General features: G+C 72.8%; 16 protein-coding genes and 1 pseudogene. 6 read left to right on the forward strand and 11 right to left on the reverse strand.

The window, feature by feature from the left end; genetic code table 11:
* The 4 genes and pseudogenes from H1A17_RS24245 to H1A17_RS24260 form a co-directional block, all read left to right on the forward strand.
* Positions 1-220: pseudogene (locus H1A17_RS24245) on the forward strand (hypothetical protein); the annotation flags it as partial.
* Between the two features lie 49 nt (positions 221-269).
* The gene (locus H1A17_RS24250; protein ID WP_145920843.1) at positions 270-1,022 is read left to right on the forward strand and encodes an SDR family oxidoreductase; all 753 of its coding nucleotides are present in this window, start codon (positions 270-272) and stop codon (positions 1,020-1,022) included.
* On the forward strand, positions 1,019-1,651 hold the full coding sequence (gene mug, locus H1A17_RS24255) for a G/U mismatch-specific DNA glycosylase (protein ID WP_194822970.1): 633 nt from the start codon (positions 1,019-1,021) through the stop codon (positions 1,649-1,651). Before H1A17_RS24250 ends, mug begins: the two co-directional genes overlap by 4 nt.
* Positions 1,652-1,884: 233 nt before the next feature.
* A complete protein-coding gene (locus tag H1A17_RS24260) occupies positions 1,885-2,322 on the forward strand; it encodes a hypothetical protein (protein ID WP_194822971.1) in 438 nt (145 codons plus the stop codon).
* Positions 2,323-2,543: 221 nt separating this feature from the next.
* On the opposite strand, the gene H1A17_RS24265 is transcribed toward H1A17_RS24260, so the two are convergent.
* From H1A17_RS24265 to H1A17_RS24275, 3 genes are all read right to left on the reverse strand, one after another.
* Positions 2,544-4,529: an ABC transporter ATP-binding protein gene (locus tag H1A17_RS24265; protein ID WP_194822978.1), complete on the reverse strand. Its 1,986-nt coding sequence runs from the start codon at positions 4,527-4,529 to the stop codon at positions 2,544-2,546.
* Positions 4,530-4,656: 127 nt separating this feature from the next.
* Positions 4,657-5,424 carry an enoyl-CoA hydratase/isomerase family protein gene (locus H1A17_RS24270; protein ID WP_145920847.1) on the reverse strand — a complete coding sequence of 256 codons (768 nt, stop codon included), beginning with the start codon at positions 5,422-5,424 and terminating at the stop codon, positions 4,657-4,659.
* 43 nt (positions 5,425-5,467) lie between these two features.
* The gene (locus H1A17_RS24275; RefSeq protein ID WP_007072022.1) at positions 5,468-5,695 is read right to left on the reverse strand and encodes a helix-turn-helix domain-containing protein; all 228 of its coding nucleotides are present in this window, start codon (positions 5,693-5,695) and stop codon (positions 5,468-5,470) included.
* A 202-nt stretch (positions 5,696-5,897) separates the two neighbouring features.
* Here H1A17_RS24275 and H1A17_RS24280 point away from each other — a divergent pair, with 202 nt between their 5' ends.
* Positions 5,898-6,500 carry a cadmium resistance transporter gene (locus H1A17_RS24280; protein WP_309236847.1) on the forward strand — a complete coding sequence of 201 codons (603 nt, stop codon included), beginning with the start codon at positions 5,898-5,900 and terminating at the stop codon, positions 6,498-6,500.
* A 79-nt stretch (positions 6,501-6,579) separates the two neighbouring features.
* Here the strand turns inward: H1A17_RS24280 and H1A17_RS24285 are convergent, their stop codons facing one another.
* A complete protein-coding gene (locus H1A17_RS24285; protein WP_145920849.1) occupies positions 6,580-8,184 on the reverse strand; it encodes an ABC-F family ATP-binding cassette domain-containing protein in 1,605 nt (534 codons plus the stop codon).
* Between the two features lie 246 nt (positions 8,185-8,430).
* Here H1A17_RS24285 and H1A17_RS24290 point away from each other — a divergent pair, with 246 nt between their 5' ends.
* Positions 8,431-9,348, forward strand: coding sequence for a neutral zinc metallopeptidase (locus H1A17_RS24290; protein WP_145920850.1), 918 nt, complete (start codon positions 8,431-8,433; stop codon positions 9,346-9,348).
* A 138-nt stretch (positions 9,349-9,486) separates the two neighbouring features.
* Here H1A17_RS24290 and H1A17_RS24295 read toward each other — a convergent pair whose 3' ends face one another.
* The 7 genes from H1A17_RS24295 to H1A17_RS24325 all read right to left on the reverse strand — a co-directional run bounded on the left by H1A17_RS24295 (position 9,487) and on the right by H1A17_RS24325 (position 14,893).
* Positions 9,487-10,140: an acVLRF1 family peptidyl-tRNA hydrolase gene (locus H1A17_RS24295; protein WP_145920851.1), complete on the reverse strand. Its 654-nt coding sequence runs from the start codon at positions 10,138-10,140 to the stop codon at positions 9,487-9,489.
* 103 nt (positions 10,141-10,243) lie between these two features.
* Positions 10,244-11,035, reverse strand: coding sequence for a LysE family transporter (locus H1A17_RS24300; protein ID WP_194822972.1), 792 nt, complete (start codon positions 11,033-11,035; stop codon positions 10,244-10,246).
* Positions 11,036-11,379: 344 nt separating this feature from the next.
* Positions 11,380-11,796, reverse strand: a complete 417-nt coding sequence (locus tag H1A17_RS24305) for a metal-sulfur cluster assembly factor (protein WP_194822980.1) — start codon at positions 11,794-11,796, stop codon at positions 11,380-11,382.
* 191 nt (positions 11,797-11,987) lie between these two features.
* Positions 11,988-12,464 (reverse strand): Fe-S cluster assembly sulfur transfer protein SufU, encoded by a 477-nt coding sequence (gene sufU, locus H1A17_RS24310; protein ID WP_145920853.1) that lies wholly within the window; start codon positions 12,462-12,464, stop codon positions 11,988-11,990.
* A complete protein-coding gene (locus tag H1A17_RS24315; protein ID WP_145920854.1) occupies positions 12,464-13,768 on the reverse strand; it encodes a cysteine desulfurase in 1,305 nt (434 codons plus the stop codon). The genes sufU and H1A17_RS24315 overlap by 1 nt, the downstream gene beginning before the upstream one ends.
* A gap of 7 nt (positions 13,769-13,775) precedes the next feature.
* A complete protein-coding gene (gene sufC, locus H1A17_RS24320; protein ID WP_145920855.1) occupies positions 13,776-14,549 on the reverse strand; it encodes a Fe-S cluster assembly ATPase SufC in 774 nt (257 codons plus the stop codon).
* Positions 14,549-14,893, reverse strand: coding sequence for a non-heme iron oxygenase ferredoxin subunit (locus H1A17_RS24325; protein ID WP_194822973.1), 345 nt, complete (start codon positions 14,891-14,893; stop codon positions 14,549-14,551). Before H1A17_RS24325 ends, sufC begins: the two co-directional genes overlap by 1 nt.

Raw genomic sequence — 14,893 nt, forward strand, 5'->3', positions numbered from 1 at the left:
GTCGCTGCGCGACGGCTGGGACCTCGCCCGCGCGCTGCGCGACCGGGGCGCCCTCCCTCCGCTCGGCGCGGAGGAGCTGGCCGCCCGCGAGGCCGTCCACCGCTACGACGGGCGGAACCCGCCCCGCCGCCGCCGGCTGCCGGCCCTGGCCCGCAGCGGCGACGCCGTCGCCCTCCAGCTCGCCGGCCGGGTACGCCTGCTCCGCCCCACCCGCCGCTGACCACCGGCCCGCCGCGCCGACCACCGCCGGGTACGGCAGGATCGGTGGCATGGATCTCGGACTCACCGATCGGGTGTACGTGTTGACCGGCGCGTCCCGGGGGCTCGGCTTCGCGACGGCACGGTGCCTGGTCGCCGACGGGGCGCGGGTGGTCCTGTCGGCCCGGACGCCGGAGCGGGTCGCCGGGGCCGTCGAGCTGCTGGGTGGGCCCGACCACGCCATCGGCCTCGTCGCCGACCTGGCCGACCCGGGCCTGCCCGAGCGGCTGGTGATCGCCGCCCGGGAACACTTCGGCCGGCTCGACGGGGCGCTCGTCTCGGTGGGTGGGCCGCCCGCCGGCACCGCCACCCAGGTCAGCGACGCGCAGTGGCGGGAGTCCTTCGAGACGGTCTTCCTGGGCACCGTGCGGACGGCCCGGACGGTGGCCGCCGCGCTCACCGACGGCGGCGCGATCGGGTTGGTGCTGTCCACCTCGGCCCGTACCCCGATCACCGGCCTCGGCATCTCCAACGGCCTGCGGCCCGGCCTCGCCGGGGTGGCCAAGGACCTGGCCGACGAGCACGGCCCGCGTGGCGTCCGGGTGCTGGGCCTGCTGCCCGGACGCTTCCTGACCGACCGCAACCGGGAACTGCTCGGCGACGACGAGACGGCCCGCGCCGCCGCGGAGGCGGGCATCCCGCTGCGCCGCATCGGCGATCCCGACGAGTTCGGGCGGGTCGCCGCGTTCCTGCTCTCCCCCGCCGCCGGCTACGTCACCGGGGTCAGCGTGCCGGTCGACGGCGGCGCGCTGCGCAGCCTGTGACCCCGCAGCGGGCGACGGGTCCCGCCGCCACCCCCGGACCGCCCCGCCCCACCCCCGGAGCGGTACGCCGGCCGGACCGGGCGGAGCTGGCCGCGGCGGCGGACCGTACCATCCCCGACGTGATCGGCCCCGGGCTGACGGTGCTCTTCGTCGGGATCAACCCGGGCCTCTGGTCGGCGGCCACCGGATGGCACTTCGCCCGGCCCGGCAACCGGTTCTGGCCGGCCCTGCACCGGGGTGGCTTCACCCCGCGCCAACTGCACCCGAGCGAGCAGGACACGCTGCCCGGGTACGGCCTGGGCATCACCAACATGGTGGCGCGGGCCAGCGCACGGGCGGACGAGCTGACCCCGGCAGAGCTGGTGGCGGGCGCGCGGACGCTCACCGACAAGGTGACCCGGCACCGGCCGGCCTGGGTGGCCGTGGTCGGGGTGACCGCGTACCGGATCGGGTTCGCCCGGCCCCGGGCCGGCTTCGGCCCGCAGCCGGAACCGCTGGCCGGCGCGCGGCTGTGGGTGCTGCCCAACCCGAGCGGCCTGAACGCCCACTTCACCCCGCAGACCCTCGGGGCCGCCTTCGGCGAGCTGCGCGCGGCGGTGACCGGCCACCCGCCGTCCCCCGCCGGCTGACCGCTGCCGCGCCGGGCCACGACCACCGTCCGGGCACTCACGGTACGTCGCGTCACGCGTTCACGATGTGTCGTGTAAATGCCGACATCCAGGCAGGAAATTGCGAACGACGGATCGCGTTCCCATTGACCGGGATTTATTTCGAGCGTGCTTTCGAGTTCACGCTCGTCTAACATTGGGTACGCAATCGGCTACCTGCCGTCATTGCATTTCCCATCACGTCGGGAGCAGTTATGCCACAAGTCCGTTCTTCCCGCTTCGTCCGCCTGCTGGCCGCGGGCGCCGCCGGGGCCGCCACGGTGGCCGTGTTGCCCGCGGTCAGCGCCCAGGCGGGCACCTCAACGTTCACCGTCTCGGTCAAGGGTGGCTACAACAACACCCAGTCCCTCGGCACCGCCACCGGAACCGTCTCCGGGACGACGGGCAGCAACCAGGCGAGCTACTCGGTGACGCTGTGCGGGCAGAGCACCTACCCGAGTTCCCAGGTGACCATCAAGGGCGGCACCGCCAGCGCGAACCACACCGTCTACTACCAGAACTGCGAGACCTTCACCGGCGACCTCGTCTCCGCCTACGGATTTACCAGCATCGAGGTCACCGTGTCCGGTTCCACCTTCTACCCGGGCAACCAGTACACGACGTACACGAAGTTCCGCACGGTGTACTTCTGAGTCGCACCGCACCGAATGACGGAAAAGGCACCGAATTGACGACCGCCGACTGCCCCAGCCGGTGGGTCGGGTCCCGGTGCCCGGCGGGGGATCGCCGTCGCAACCTCGGACCAGGTCGGGGTCCGCTCCCCCTGGCCTGGTCTCGTATCGCCGGCGACAGCACGCCGTGCGTATTCACCGCCCGGCGTCCCGCACGGACGCCGAGCGCACCTGGACGGGCGTCAGTTGGCCACGGCCGGGGGCCGCGCCTCCTGGGCGACGTAGGTGCCCATCGGCACGGTGGTTACGATCGGCTCGGACGGCTCGACGGCGTCCGGGTACGGGGTGGGCGAGTCGGCGACCGCGAACTGGGTGCGGTACAGCTCGGCGTAGAGCCCACCCACCGCGACCAGCTCGTCGTGCCGGCCCCGCTCGACGATCCGGCCGTCGTCGAGGACGAGGATCTGGTCGGCGTCGCGGACCGTGGAGAGCCGGTGCGCGATCACCAGCGCCGTCCGCCCGGTCAGCGCCACGGCCAGTGCCCGCTGCACCGCCGCCTCGCTCTCCGAGTCGAGGTGGGCGGTGGCCTCGTCGAGGATCACGATCGACGGGGCCTTGAGCAGCAGCCGGGCGATGGCGATGCGTTGTTTCTCCCCACCGGAGAAGCGGTAGCCGCGCTCCCCGACGGTCGTCTCCAACCCGTCGGGCAGGGCGCGTACCAGATCGGCCACCTGGGCACCGGCCAGCGCCGCCCAGATCTCGTCGTCGGTGGCGTCCGGCTTGGCGTACCGCAGGTTCTCGGCGATCGTCTCGTGGAACAGGTGGGAGTCCTGCGTGACCACGCCGATCTCGTCGCGCAGCGAGGCGAGGGTGGCGTCCCGGACGTCGACCCCGCCGACCCGCACCTCGCCGTCGGTGACGTCGTAGATCCGGGAGATCAGCATGGACAGGGTCGACTTGCCGGCCCCGGACGGCCCGACCAGCGCCACCATCTGCCCCGGCTCGACCCGGAACGACACCCCCTTGAGCACCGGCTCACCGACCGTCCGGTCGAGGGTGGCGACCTCCTCCAGCGAGGCCAGCGAGACGTCGGCGGCGGCCGGGTAGCGGAACCGGACGTCGCGGAACTCGACCCGCCCGGCGCCCCGGGGCACCGGCACCGCGTTGGGCCTCTCCTCGATGCCGGGGCGCAGGTCGAGCACCTCGAAGACCCGGTCGAACGAGACCAGCGCGCTCATCACGTCGACCCGGACGTTGGACAGCGCGGTCAGCGGACCGTAGAGGCGGGTGAGCAGCAGGGCGAGGGTGACCACGGTGCCGGCGCTGACCGCACCGGTGACCGCCAGCCACCCGCCGAGCCCGTAGGTGAGCGCCTGGGCCAGCGAGGCGACCAGCAGCATCGCCACGAAGAACGTACGTGAGTACATCGCCGACTGGATGCCGATGTCGCGGACCCGCTCGGCCCGCGCGGCGAACCGACCGGCCTCCACGTCGGGCGAGCCGAACAGCTTGACCAGCAGCGCGCCGGCCACCCCGAACCGCTCGGTCATCGTGGCGTTCATCTTGGCGTCGAGGTTGTACGACTCCCGGGTGATCTCGGCCAGCCGCCGGCCCACCCGCCGGGCGGGGACCACGAAGATCGGCAGCAGGATCAGCGAGAGCGTGGTGATCTGCCAGGAGAGGGTGAACATCACCCCGGCGGTGAGCACCAGCTGGATGACGTTGCTGACCACCCCGGACAGGGTGGAGGTGAACGCCCGCTGGGCGCCCATCACGTCGTTGTTGAGCCGGCTGACCAGGGCCCCGGTCTGGGTGCGGGTGAAGAACTGCAACGGCATCCGCTGCACGTGGTCGTAGACCTGGGTGCGCAGGTCGAGGATGATGCCCTCGCCGATGCGGGCCGAGTACCAGCGTTGGACGAGGGAGAAGACCGCGTCGGCGACGGCCAGCCCGCCGATGACCAGGGCGAACCGCACGACCGTGGCACCGGCCTCCGGCCCGCCGCCGCTGATCGCGTTGATCACGTGGCCGGCGAGCACCGGGGTGGCCACCCCGATCACGGCGGCGATCACCACGGTCACCAGGAAGATGACGATGTCGCGCCGGTAGGGGTCGGCGAACGCCATGATCCGCTTGGCGGTGCCGCGCTTGAGCCGGTGGGTGGAGACCTCGTCGCCGTGGCGGATCGACCGGAGCATGCTCCAGCCGGCCATGTTGCCGCCCGTCATCGGGTTGGACATCGGTCACCTCCGTGTCGTGGCGGCACGCACCGTCGGGGTCGATTCTCCCGACGCCTACGACAACCTCGGTGGTAACCCGGCTCTTCCCGGGCAGTCCTTACCAGCCGCCGGCCGGCTACTCGCCCCGGCCCGCCAGGTCACGCAGCCGGCGGGTCTGCGCCTCCCGCTCGGCCCGTTGCTGCTCGGTGTGGGAGCGGCCAGCGGCACCGGCGAGCAGCGCCTTGATCTCCACCACCGCGTCCCGGTCGCCGGCGAGCAGGCCGGCGGTGAGGTCACGGACCGCCGCGTCCAGCTCGGCGTTCGGCACCACCAGGTTGGCCAGGCCGATCCGGTCGGCCTCGGCGGCGTCCATCCGCCGGCCGGTGGCGCACAACTCCAGGGCGCGGGCGTAGCCGACCAGCTCGACCAGCCGCTTGGTGCCGGCCAGGTCGGGGACCAGACCGAGGGTGACCTCGGCCATCGACAGCTTGGCGTCCTCGGCGAGGACCCGCAGGTCGCAGGCGAGCGCGAGCTGGAAGCCCGCGCCGATGGCATGACCCTGCACGGCCGCCACCGAGATCACGTCGGGGCGGTGCAGCCAGGTGAAGCCCTGCTGGTAACCGGCGATCCGGTCGGCGCACTCCTGCTCGGGCAGGGTGGACAGCTCGGCGAAGGAACCCGGGCCCTGGGCACCGGCCACCGACAGGTCGAGGCCGGCGGAGAACGACCGCCCCTCACCGCGTACCACCACGACGCGCACGTCGCCGGGCAGGTCCCGGGAGAAGTCGCTCATCGCGCGCCACATCGCCGGAGTCTGGGCGTTGAGCACGTCGGGCCGGCACAACGTGACCGTCGCGACCGGCCCGTCGCAGTGCAGTAGCACCCCGGTCGTCTCGGCGGTCACCGGACCGCCCGGGGCGTGCTGACGGACGACGCTGGTGGGCGGGTCACGCCTTCTTGCGACGCCGGGCGCCGCCGCGCTGTCGCAGCTGCACACCGGACTCGGTGAGCACGCGGTGGATGAACCCGTAGGATCGCCCGGTCGAGGCGGCGAGCGCGCGGATGCTCTCCCCGCCGGTGTACCGCTTTACCAGGTCCTTGGCGAGCGTCTGACGCTCGGCTCCGACGATCCGGCGACCCTTCTCAGTGCTGGTGGCTGTGCCAGTGGCTGCCATGCTGATTCCTCACGTCCCAGACTGTGCGGTTCGATACGGTCCCACCTATTAGACCGTCTCGAACGATCATGCGCCAGATATCAACTCTTCGCCAACCGACACGCTATGCAGTGTCGTCAACCCGATAGAGTGACCCTCCGCCCGGTCACCGGTTGCTACCGCGCCGTGGCGGTGCTGGTGGGCGGCCCGTAGCCTGCCGGTCGTGACCGACCTGCTGGGCGACGTGAGCGCGGCGACGGCCGTCTTCGCCGCCACCAACCTCGACGACATCGTGGTGCTGACCGTACTCTTCGTGGCCGCCCGCGGCACGGGACGACCCCGCCCGTGGCAGATCGTCACCGGTCAGTACCTGGGCATCGCCACCCTCGTCGCGGCGGCCCTGGTGGCCGCCGCCGGCCTGCTGGTGGTGCCCGACCCGTGGACCGGCCTGCTCGGGCTGCTGCCGGTCGCGCTCGGGATCCGGGCGCTGCTGGCCCGCACCGACGACGACACCCCGCCGGCCGTGGTCGGCGGCCTGCTCGGGGTCGCGGGGGTGACGGTCGCCAACGGCGCGGACAACATCGCCGTCTACGTCCCGGTGTTCCGCTCCCTCGACCCGGCCACCGGGCTGGTCTACCTGCTGGTCTTCGCGTTCCTGGTCGCCGTCTGGTGCGGTGCCGCCGCGCTGCTCGGCGGGCACCCCCGGGTGGTCCGCCTGGTCGGCCGGGCCGGGCACTGGCTGGTCCCGGTCGTCTTCGTCGCCATCGGCCTGGTGATCCTGGTCGGCTCGGGCGTCCTCGGCCGGCTGGCCGACCTCGCCCGCTGACCACCGGACGCCCCTCGTCCACCGACCGACGGCCCGGCGACGTCGCCCACCGGCCGTCGCGGGCGGGGTCGGGGTCGGATCAGGCCAGTTCGACCAGTTCGAGGAGGTCGTCGCTCCAGGCGTCCTCGTCGCCGTCGGGGAGCAGGATCGCCCGGTCCGGCTTGAGCGCGAGCACCGCGCCCGGGTCGTGGGTGACCAGGACGATCGCGCCCGGGTAGCGGGCGATGGCGTCGAGCACCTGCTCCCGGCTGACCGGGTCCAGGTTGTTCGTCGGCTCGTCGAGCAGCAGCACGTTCGCACCGGAGCAGACCAGGGTCGACAGGGCGAGTCGGGTCTTCTCGCCACCGGAGAGCACCCCGGCGGGCTTGTTCACGTCCTCTCCGGAGAACAGGAAGGCACCGAGAATCTTGCGGAGGTCGGTGTCGGACTGCTCGATCGCCGCCGCCCGCATGTTCTCCAGCACCGTCCGCTCCACGTCCAGCGTCTCGTGCTCCTGGGCGTAGTAGCCCAACCGCAGGCCGTGCCCGGCGTGCACCTCGCCGGTGTCCGGTGGGAGCAGCCCGCCGAGCATCCGCAGCAGGGTGGTCTTGCCGGCACCGTTGAGCCCGAGGATGGCCACCCGGGATCCGCGATCCACCGCGACGTTCACATCGGTGAAGATCTCCAGCGAGCCGTACGACTTGGAGAGGCCGGTCGCGGTCAGCGGGGTCTTTCCGCACGGGGCGGGGTTGGGGAAGCGGACCTTCGCCACCTTGTCGGAGACCCGTACCTCCTCCAGGCCGGAGATCAGCTTCTCGGCCCGGCGGGCCATGTTCTGCGCGGCGACGGTCTTGGTGGCCTTGGCCCGCATCTTGTCGGCCTGCGCCATCAGGGCGCCGGCCTTCTTCTCGGCGTTGGCCCGCTCCCGGCGGCGGCGACGCTCGTCGGTCTCGCGTGCCGCCAGGTACGCCTTCCAGCCCAGGTTGTAGACGTCGACCACGGAGCGGGTGGCGTCGAGGAACCAGACCTTGTTGACCACCGACTCCAGCAGCGAGCCGTCGTGGGAGATCACGATCAGCCCGCCCTTGTGGTTGGCGAGGAAACTGCGCAGCCAGGTGATCGAGTCGGCGTCGAGGTGGTTGGTGGGCTCGTCGAGCAGCAGGATGCCGCCGCCGTTCTCCCCCGCGTCGCGGAACAGGATGCGGGCCAGTTCGATGCGGCGACGCTGGCCGCCGGAGAGAGTGCCGATGGTCTGGGCGAGCGCCCGGTCGGGCAGCCCCAGGTTGGCGCAGATCCGGGCGGCCTCGGCCTCGGCGGCGTACCCGCCCAGCGAGGCGAACTGGTCCTCCAGCGCGCCGTAGCGGCGGACCAGCTTGTCGTCGGCGCCGTCGGCGAGCTGCTGCTCGATCTCCTTCATCTGGGCCATCAGCACGTCCAGCCCCCGGGCGGAGAGCACCCGGTCCCGGCCGGTGACCTGCAGGTCGCCGGTACGCGGGTCCTGCGGCAGGTAGCCGATGGCGCTGCGCCTGTCGATCTGCCCGGCGTACGGCTGCCCCTCGCCGGCCAGTACCTTGAGGGTCGTGGTCTTGCCGGCGCCGTTACGACCGACCAGTCCGATCCGGTCACCGGGCTGCACCCGCAGGGTGGTGTCGGACAGGAGGATCCGGGAGCCGGCGCGCAGTTCCAGGCCGGTGACACTGATCATTTCCGGTACTCGCTCTCGGGGGTCTGGAAGGGCTGACTCAGGGCACGCGAAAGCGCCGGCGGGTCAGTGGTTCCCGTCGGCGCGGGGCGGTTCAGCCTTCGCAGCGCAGCACCCGACAAGTGTACCGGGCGGCCCGACGCACACCGTCCGGATTACCGTACAAGATCATCGGGTACCGAAAACGCCGTCCGGACCCGGTCCGGTACCGCAACCCTCAGACGTGACGAATCGGTGATCGGGGTCAACATGGAGCTGAACGAGAACGCGCGGATCGACACCGGCCAGGTGGACGACCGGCGAGGGTCCGGTGGGGGTGGCGGGGCGGGCATCCCGATCCCGATCCCGGGCGGCGGTGGGCGCGGCGGCATCGTCGGCCTCATCATCGCCGTGCTGGTGGCCCTGGTGGGCGGCGGTTTCGGGCTGAACGCCATGACCGGCGGCGGGTCCGAGGCGGGCGACAACACGGCCCTGGAGCAGAAGTGCTCCGCCGACGACGCGCTCAAGCAACTGGACTGCCGCAACACCCTCTACGTCAACTCGATCCAGGCGTACTGGCGCACCGCCCTGCCCGAGCGGTTCGGCCAGCAGTACCAGCCGTCCAAGACGGTCTTCTTCAGCCAGGGCGTCAACACCGGCTGCGGCCAGGCCGACTCCGGCGTCGGACCGTTCTACTGCCCCGCCGACGACCTGGTCTACATCGACCTGACCTTCTACCAGACCCTCGCCGACCAGCTCGGCGCCGAGGGTGAGTTCGCCCAGCCGTACGTGCTGGCCCACGAGTACGGCCACCACGTGCAGGACCTGCTCGGCACCGAGGCGCAGATGCGCCGCCAGCAGCAGCGGGACCCGGGCAGCGCCAACGCGCTCTCGGTCAAGCTGGAACTCCAGGCCGACTGCTACGCCGGCGCGTGGGCCAAGAACGCCACCGGCACCGCCGACGAGCAGGGCCAGAAGATCTTCAAGAGCATCACCGAGCAGGACATCGCACAGGCGATCGACACCGCCGAGAAGATCGGCGACGACGCCATCTCCAAGCGGGCCAACCGCCCGGTCAACCCGGAGGAGTTCACCCACGGCTCCTCCGAGCAGCGCAAGCAGTGGTTCACCAAGGGCTACACCACCGGCGACCCGAAGTCCTGCGACACCTTCGGCGGCAGCCTCTGACCGGCACCGGTCGGCAGGTCGCGGCGGTCGGCGGGGCGCACGCCCCCCGGCCGCCGTCGCCGTTCCCGGCGGCACCGCCGTCCCGGCGGCCGTCGCCGTCCCATGTCGTGCCGGCTGCGGCCAGCGTGCCGGCGGGGTTCAGGCCGGGTCGCGGACCAGGACGTGCACCGCGCGGGCGGCGGCGATCGCGGCGACCAGCACCGCGTGCCGGGGTTCGGGCACGTCGAGCAGCCGCTCGGCCCGCAGCCCGGCGAGCGGGGCCAACCGCCGGTCGGCCAGGACCGTGTCGACGGCCCGCCGGTCACCGCCGCAGACCACCGCCGCCAGCGTCGCCGCCTCCGGCAACAGCAGTCGTACGGCCAGTTCCGCCGCATCGCCCAGGGCCGCCTTGGCCTGATTGTCCCGCCGCCGGGCGAACCGCTGCTGCGACCAGCCCCCGGCGGCGGTGCGACCCTGCACGTACCGGGTGTCCACCTTGGAGACCAGCAGCTCGGTGCCGAGCGCCACGCCGACCGCCACCGCGCCCTTGCGGGCCAGCAGCAGCCCGAGCCGGCGGGGCGCGACGGCGGCGTCGACGAACCCCGGCACGTCGTCCACCTGCCCGGTGCCACCGCCCGGCGGAAGGTGCAGCTCGGCGGTCGCCCCGTCGGCGGCGGTGAGCAGCAGGCCGTACCCCTGCGGGGCGACGATGGGCGGGCCGTGCCGGTCGGTGAAACCCTCCACCCAGCGGGCGACACGGGTCGGATCGACCTCGATCCACCGGCCGCCACCGGCCGCGGGTCGGCTGCTCATCACCCGACCGTACGGCACGGCGGGCGGCTCACCGCACGACGGCAGCCCGGCGGGCGGATGCCGTCGGGGCGGGCGGGGACGACGCGGCCGGCGTGGGGGCGGCTCACCGCACGACCAGCATGGCGACGGCGAGGGCGGCGATGATCGTGCTGGACAGCAGACCGGTCACCAGTCGACCGCGCGGGCCGGCCAGCACCCGGCCGACCAGGGTGCCGCTCCCGGCGATCAGCAACTGCCAGCTCGCCGACGCGACGAAGGCCCCGAGGACGAACAGCGCGGCGGCTGCCGGTGCCGCCCGCGCCACGTCGGCACGGCCGAGGACCAGCGCCGCGAAGTAGACCACCGTGGCCGGGTTGAGCAGGGTCAACGCCAGCACCCCGGCGAACGCGCGCCCCGGCGTGTCCATCCCCCGACCCGACCCCCACCCACCCGACCCCGGACGACCCGGCTCCAGCCCACTCGGTCCCGGTCCGCCTGCCCCAGGCCCCTCCGACCCGGGCCCACCCGGCTCCGGACGAACCGGCACCGGCCCGCCCGACCCCGGACGACCCAGGTCCGGCCCGTTCGACCCCGGGCTGCCCAGGTACGGCCCGTTCGACCGGGGTCGGGAGCGCCAGGCCCGCCAGCCGCCGTGGACGGCGAGCGCCAGCAGCACCACCGCCGCCACCACCCGCAGCGGCCCGGCGACCGGGGCGACCACGGCGGCCACCGCCGCGCCCCCGAGTACCGCCACGGCGGCGTAGAGCCCGTCGGCGGTGGCGACGCCGAACGCGGCAGCCGCGCCGACCCGCAACGAGGTACGGGCGCTGAGCCCGAGGATGAGCACCGCGATCGCGCCGACAGGGACGGCGACCCAGTAGCCGGCCACCAGACCGGCCAGGAAGGCGGCGGTCACGACGACCGGTGGCGGGCCGAGCCGCGCCCCGGACGGGACTGCTGTCGGCGCGTGGCGGTGCTCGCGCGGACAGGCCCCTGCACCGGGTACGTCTCGATCACCGGCTCATCATCGGCCCCCTGCCCGACGCCCCGCCACCGGATTGTCCGCCGCTACGGGGTGATCGACTCAACGGGGGCGAAACAGCGGTATCAGCCGGGCCCGGACACCCCTGTACCGCCCCCGTTGAGTCGATCACCCCACCCGGACCCGGGCGGGGCCGGACCCGACCCGGGCCGGGGCGGTGGACGACGGCGGGCGCGGCACCCGGTGTGGGTGCCGCGCCCGCGAGGTCGGACCGGAGGTCAGACGTTGAAGCCGAGGGAGCGGAGCTGGTCCCGTCCCTCGTCAGTGATCTTGTCCGGCCCCCACGGCGGCAGCCAGACCCAGTTGATCCGGATGTCGTCGACCAGTCCCCCGCCGGGGCCGGTGGTCAACGCCTGCCGGGCCTGGTCCTCGATCACGTCGGTGAGCGGGCAGGCCGCCGAGGTCAGCGTCATGTCCAGGGTGGCGACGTTCTGGTCGTCCACGTGGACGCCGTACACCAGGCCGAGGTCGACCACGTTGATGCCGAGTTCGGGGTCGACGACGTCCTTCATCGCCTCCTCGATGTCGGCGAGGGCCGCCCGGCCACCGGTCGCCGCAGCGGCATCGCCCCCGGCCGGCGCGGCGGCACCGGCCGGCGCGGCGGCACCGGTCGGCACAGCAGCATCGGCCGGCACGGCGGCACCGGTCGGCACAGCAGCATAGGCCGGCACGGCGGTCTCCGCTGACGCGACGGCATCTGCCGGGCCGGCGGTGCCGGCAACACCGTTGGTGGCCGGCGCGGCAGCGGCCGGCGGCGTCACCGCGCCGTGCGGCGTCGTGCTGGCGTCGCCGGTCTCCGGCGTCGCCGCGGTAGCGGTGTTCTCGCTCATGCCTCCACCTCCGTCGGGCTCACGCCCACCCCCGCGCGTGCCGCGGCGTCCTTGAACGCCATCCACGGCAGCAGCGCGCACTTGACCCGGGCCGGGTAGCGGGCGACTCCCGCGAACGCCACCCCGTCACCGAGTAGTTCCTCGTCCGGCGTGACCTGGCCACGGCCGGACATCAACGCCACGAATCCCGCGTGCACGGCGGCGATCTCCTCCGCGCACCGGCCGGAGAGCCGGTCGTACAGCACGCTCGCCGACGCCTGGCTGATCGAACAGCCGGCCCCGTCGTACGAGATGTCCACCACGATGTCGTCGACGGCGGCCACCCGTACGGTGACCTCGTCGCCGCAGGTCGGGTTGACGTGGTGCGCCTCGCCCACCTCGGCGTCGGGGTCGTCGGCGTCGCGCAGCCCGCGCCCCTGCGGGCGCTTGTAGTGGTCCAGGATGATCTCCTGGTAGAGCTGGTCCAGCTGCATCAGTCGAAGATCCTCCGCACCTGTTCGAGACCCGCCACCAGGGCGTCGATCTCCTCCGTGGTGGTGTACAGGTAGAACGACGCCCGGGTCATCGCCGGCACCCCGAACCGGGTGCAGACCGGCTTGGCGCAGTGGTGGCCCACCCGCACCTGCACGCCGAGCGAGTCGAGGACCTGACCGACGTCGTGCGGGTGCACGTCGCCGAGCGCGAACGAGATGGTGCCGCCCCGGCCGACCGGCACCGTCGGGCCGAAGATCCGCAGCCCCGGCACGGTCGCGAGGGCGTCCAGCGCGTACGCGGTCAGCTCCTTCTCGTGCCACTGGATCGCCCGCATCCCGACGCCGGTGAGGTAGTCGACCGCCGCGCCGAGCGCGACGGCCTCGGCGATCGGCGGGGTGCCCGCCTCGAACCGGGCCGGCGGCGCGGCGAACGTGGACCGGGCCATCGACACCGTCTCGATCATCGAGCCGCCACCCATGACGGGGGGCATCGCGGCGAGCAGCTCGCCCCGCCCCCACAGCACGCCGATGCCGGTCGGCCCGCACATCTTGTGCCCGGTGAAGACGATGAAGTCGGCGTCGAGGTCGACCACGTCGATCGGCTGGTGCGGCACCGACTGCGAGCAGTCGAGCAGCAGCAGCGCACCCACCTGGCGGACCCGCTCGGTGATCCGGGCGGTGGCGTTGACCGTGCCGAGGATGTTGGAGGTGTGCACCAGCGCGACGATCTTCGTCCGCTCGGTGACCAGCTCGGTCAGCCCCGACTCGTCCAGCCGGCCGGTGTCGGTGACCGGGAACCAGCGCAGCGTCGCGCCCGTCCGCTCGGCCAGCAACTGCCACGGGACGATGTTCGAGTGGTGCTCCATCTCGGAGATCACGATCTCGTCGCCCGGCCCGAGCCGGAACCGCTCGTCGGCGTCGGCGCGCAGCGAGGCGTTGGAGAAGGCGTACGCCACGATGTTGATCGCCTCGGTGGAGTTCTTGGTGAACACCACCTCGTCGACGCTGGGCGCGTTGACGAACGCGGCGATCTTCGCCCGCGCCCCCTCGTACGCCTCGGTCGCCTCGGTGCCCAGGGTGTGCACCGAGCGCGACACGTTGGCGTTGTGCATCGCGTAGTGCCCGGCGAGCACGTCGAGCATCTGCCGGGGCTTGTGCGAGGTGTTGGCGCTGTCGAGGTAGACCAGCCGGTGCCCGTTGACCTCCCGGTCGAGGATCGGGAAGTCGGCCCGCACCCGCGCCACGTCGAAGCGGGGCACGTCGTCGTACTGCGGCATGCCCGCCGGGATCGCGATGGAGGTCATCGGACGCTCAGGCCCGCGCCGCGCCGGCTCCGGCGACGTACCGCTCGTAGCCCTCTTCCTCAAGCTTGTCGGCCAGCTCCGGGCCGCCCTGCTCGACGATCCGGCCGGCCACGAAGACGTGCACGAAGTCGGGCTTGATGTAGCGCAGGATGCGGGTGTAGTGGGTGATCAGCAGCAGGCCGGTGTCGCCGGTGTCGCGGACCCGGTTGACCCCCTCGCTGACCACCCGCAGCGCGTCCACGTCGAGGCCGGAGTCGGTCTCGTCGAGGATGGCGATCTTGGGCTTGAGCAGCTCCAGCTGCACGATCTCGTGCCGCTTCTTCTCGCCGCCGGAGAAGCCCTCGTTGACGTTGCGCTGGGCGAACGCCGGGTCCATCTGAAGCTTCTCCATCGCGCCGCGCAGCTCGCCACCCCAGGTGCGCAGCTTCGGGGCCGCGCCGTCGATGGCGGTCTTGGCGGTCCGCAGGAAGTTCGCCACCGAGACGCCGGGCACCTCGACCGGGTACTGCATGGCCAGGAAGAGGCCGGCGCGGGCCCGCTCGTCGACGGTCATCTCCAGCACGTCGGCCCCGTCGAGGGTCACCGAGCCGCCGGTGATCTCGTACTTGGGGTGGCCGGCGACCGAGTACGCCAGGGTCGACTTGCCGGAGCCGTTCGGGCCCATGATCGCGTGGGTCTCCCCCGACCGGACGGTCAGGTCGACACCGGACAGGATCGGCTTGAGCTCACCCTCGGGCAGCTTGACCGACACCTTCAGGTCGCGGATCTCCAGGGTGCTCATTATCGGGTCACTCCATTGCTCGGCGTCGGGCGGCCGTCGGCGCCCACGGGAAGGTAGATGTCGCCGTCGCGGACCTCGACGGCGTAGACGGGAACGGGTTCGGTGGCGGGCAGCCCGGTGGGCTCGCCCGTGCGCAGGTCGAACCGGGAACCGTGCAGCCAGCACTCCAGCGTGCAGCCCTCGACCTCACCCTCGGAGAGGGCGACCGAGGCGTGCGAGCACTCGTCGTGCACGGCGTAGAACCCGCCGTCGGTGCCGTGCACGACGGCGATCGGGGTGCCGTCCACGTCGGCGCTGACCACGCTGCCCTGCGGCACGTCCCCGGTCGCGCAGATCCGGATCAT

Source organism: Micromonospora sp. S-DT3-3-22 (assembly GCF_015354745.1).
Classification (GTDB): domain Bacteria; phylum Actinomycetota; class Actinomycetes; order Mycobacteriales; family Micromonosporaceae; genus Micromonospora; species Micromonospora wenchangensis.

What these genes read in the sequence shown, in the direction of transcription:
- H1A17_RS24290 (WP_145920850.1), top strand. Translation starts at nt 8,431, where the DNA reads ATGGAGCTGAACGAGAACGCGCGGATCGACACCGGCCAGGTGGACGAC.
- H1A17_RS24325 (WP_194822973.1), bottom strand. Translation starts at nt 14,893, where the DNA reads ATGATCCGGATCTGCGCGACCGGGGACGTGCCGCAGGGCAGCGTGGTC.
- H1A17_RS24315 (WP_145920854.1), bottom strand. Translation starts at nt 13,768, where the DNA reads ATGACCTCCATCGCGATCCCGGCGGGCATGCCGCAGTACGACGACGTG.
- H1A17_RS24260 (WP_194822971.1), top strand. Translation starts at nt 1,885, where the DNA reads ATGCCACAAGTCCGTTCTTCCCGCTTCGTCCGCCTGCTGGCCGCGGGC.
- H1A17_RS24265 (WP_194822978.1), bottom strand. Translation starts at nt 4,529, where the DNA reads ATGACGGGCGGCAACATGGCCGGCTGGAGCATGCTCCGGTCGATCCGC.
- H1A17_RS24275 (WP_007072022.1), bottom strand. Translation starts at nt 5,695, where the DNA reads ATGGCAGCCACTGGCACAGCCACCAGCACTGAGAAGGGTCGCCGGATC.
- H1A17_RS24285 (WP_145920849.1), bottom strand. Translation starts at nt 8,184, where the DNA reads ATGATCAGTGTCACCGGCCTGGAACTGCGCGCCGGCTCCCGGATCCTC.
- sufU (WP_145920853.1), bottom strand. Translation starts at nt 12,464, where the DNA reads ATGCAGCTGGACCAGCTCTACCAGGAGATCATCCTGGACCACTACAAG.
- H1A17_RS24250 (WP_145920843.1), top strand. Translation starts at nt 270, where the DNA reads ATGGATCTCGGACTCACCGATCGGGTGTACGTGTTGACCGGCGCGTCC.
- H1A17_RS24295 (WP_145920851.1), bottom strand. Translation starts at nt 10,140, where the DNA reads ATGAGCAGCCGACCCGCGGCCGGTGGCGGCCGGTGGATCGAGGTCGAT.
- sufC (WP_145920855.1), bottom strand. Translation starts at nt 14,549, where the DNA reads ATGAGCACCCTGGAGATCCGCGACCTGAAGGTGTCGGTCAAGCTGCCC.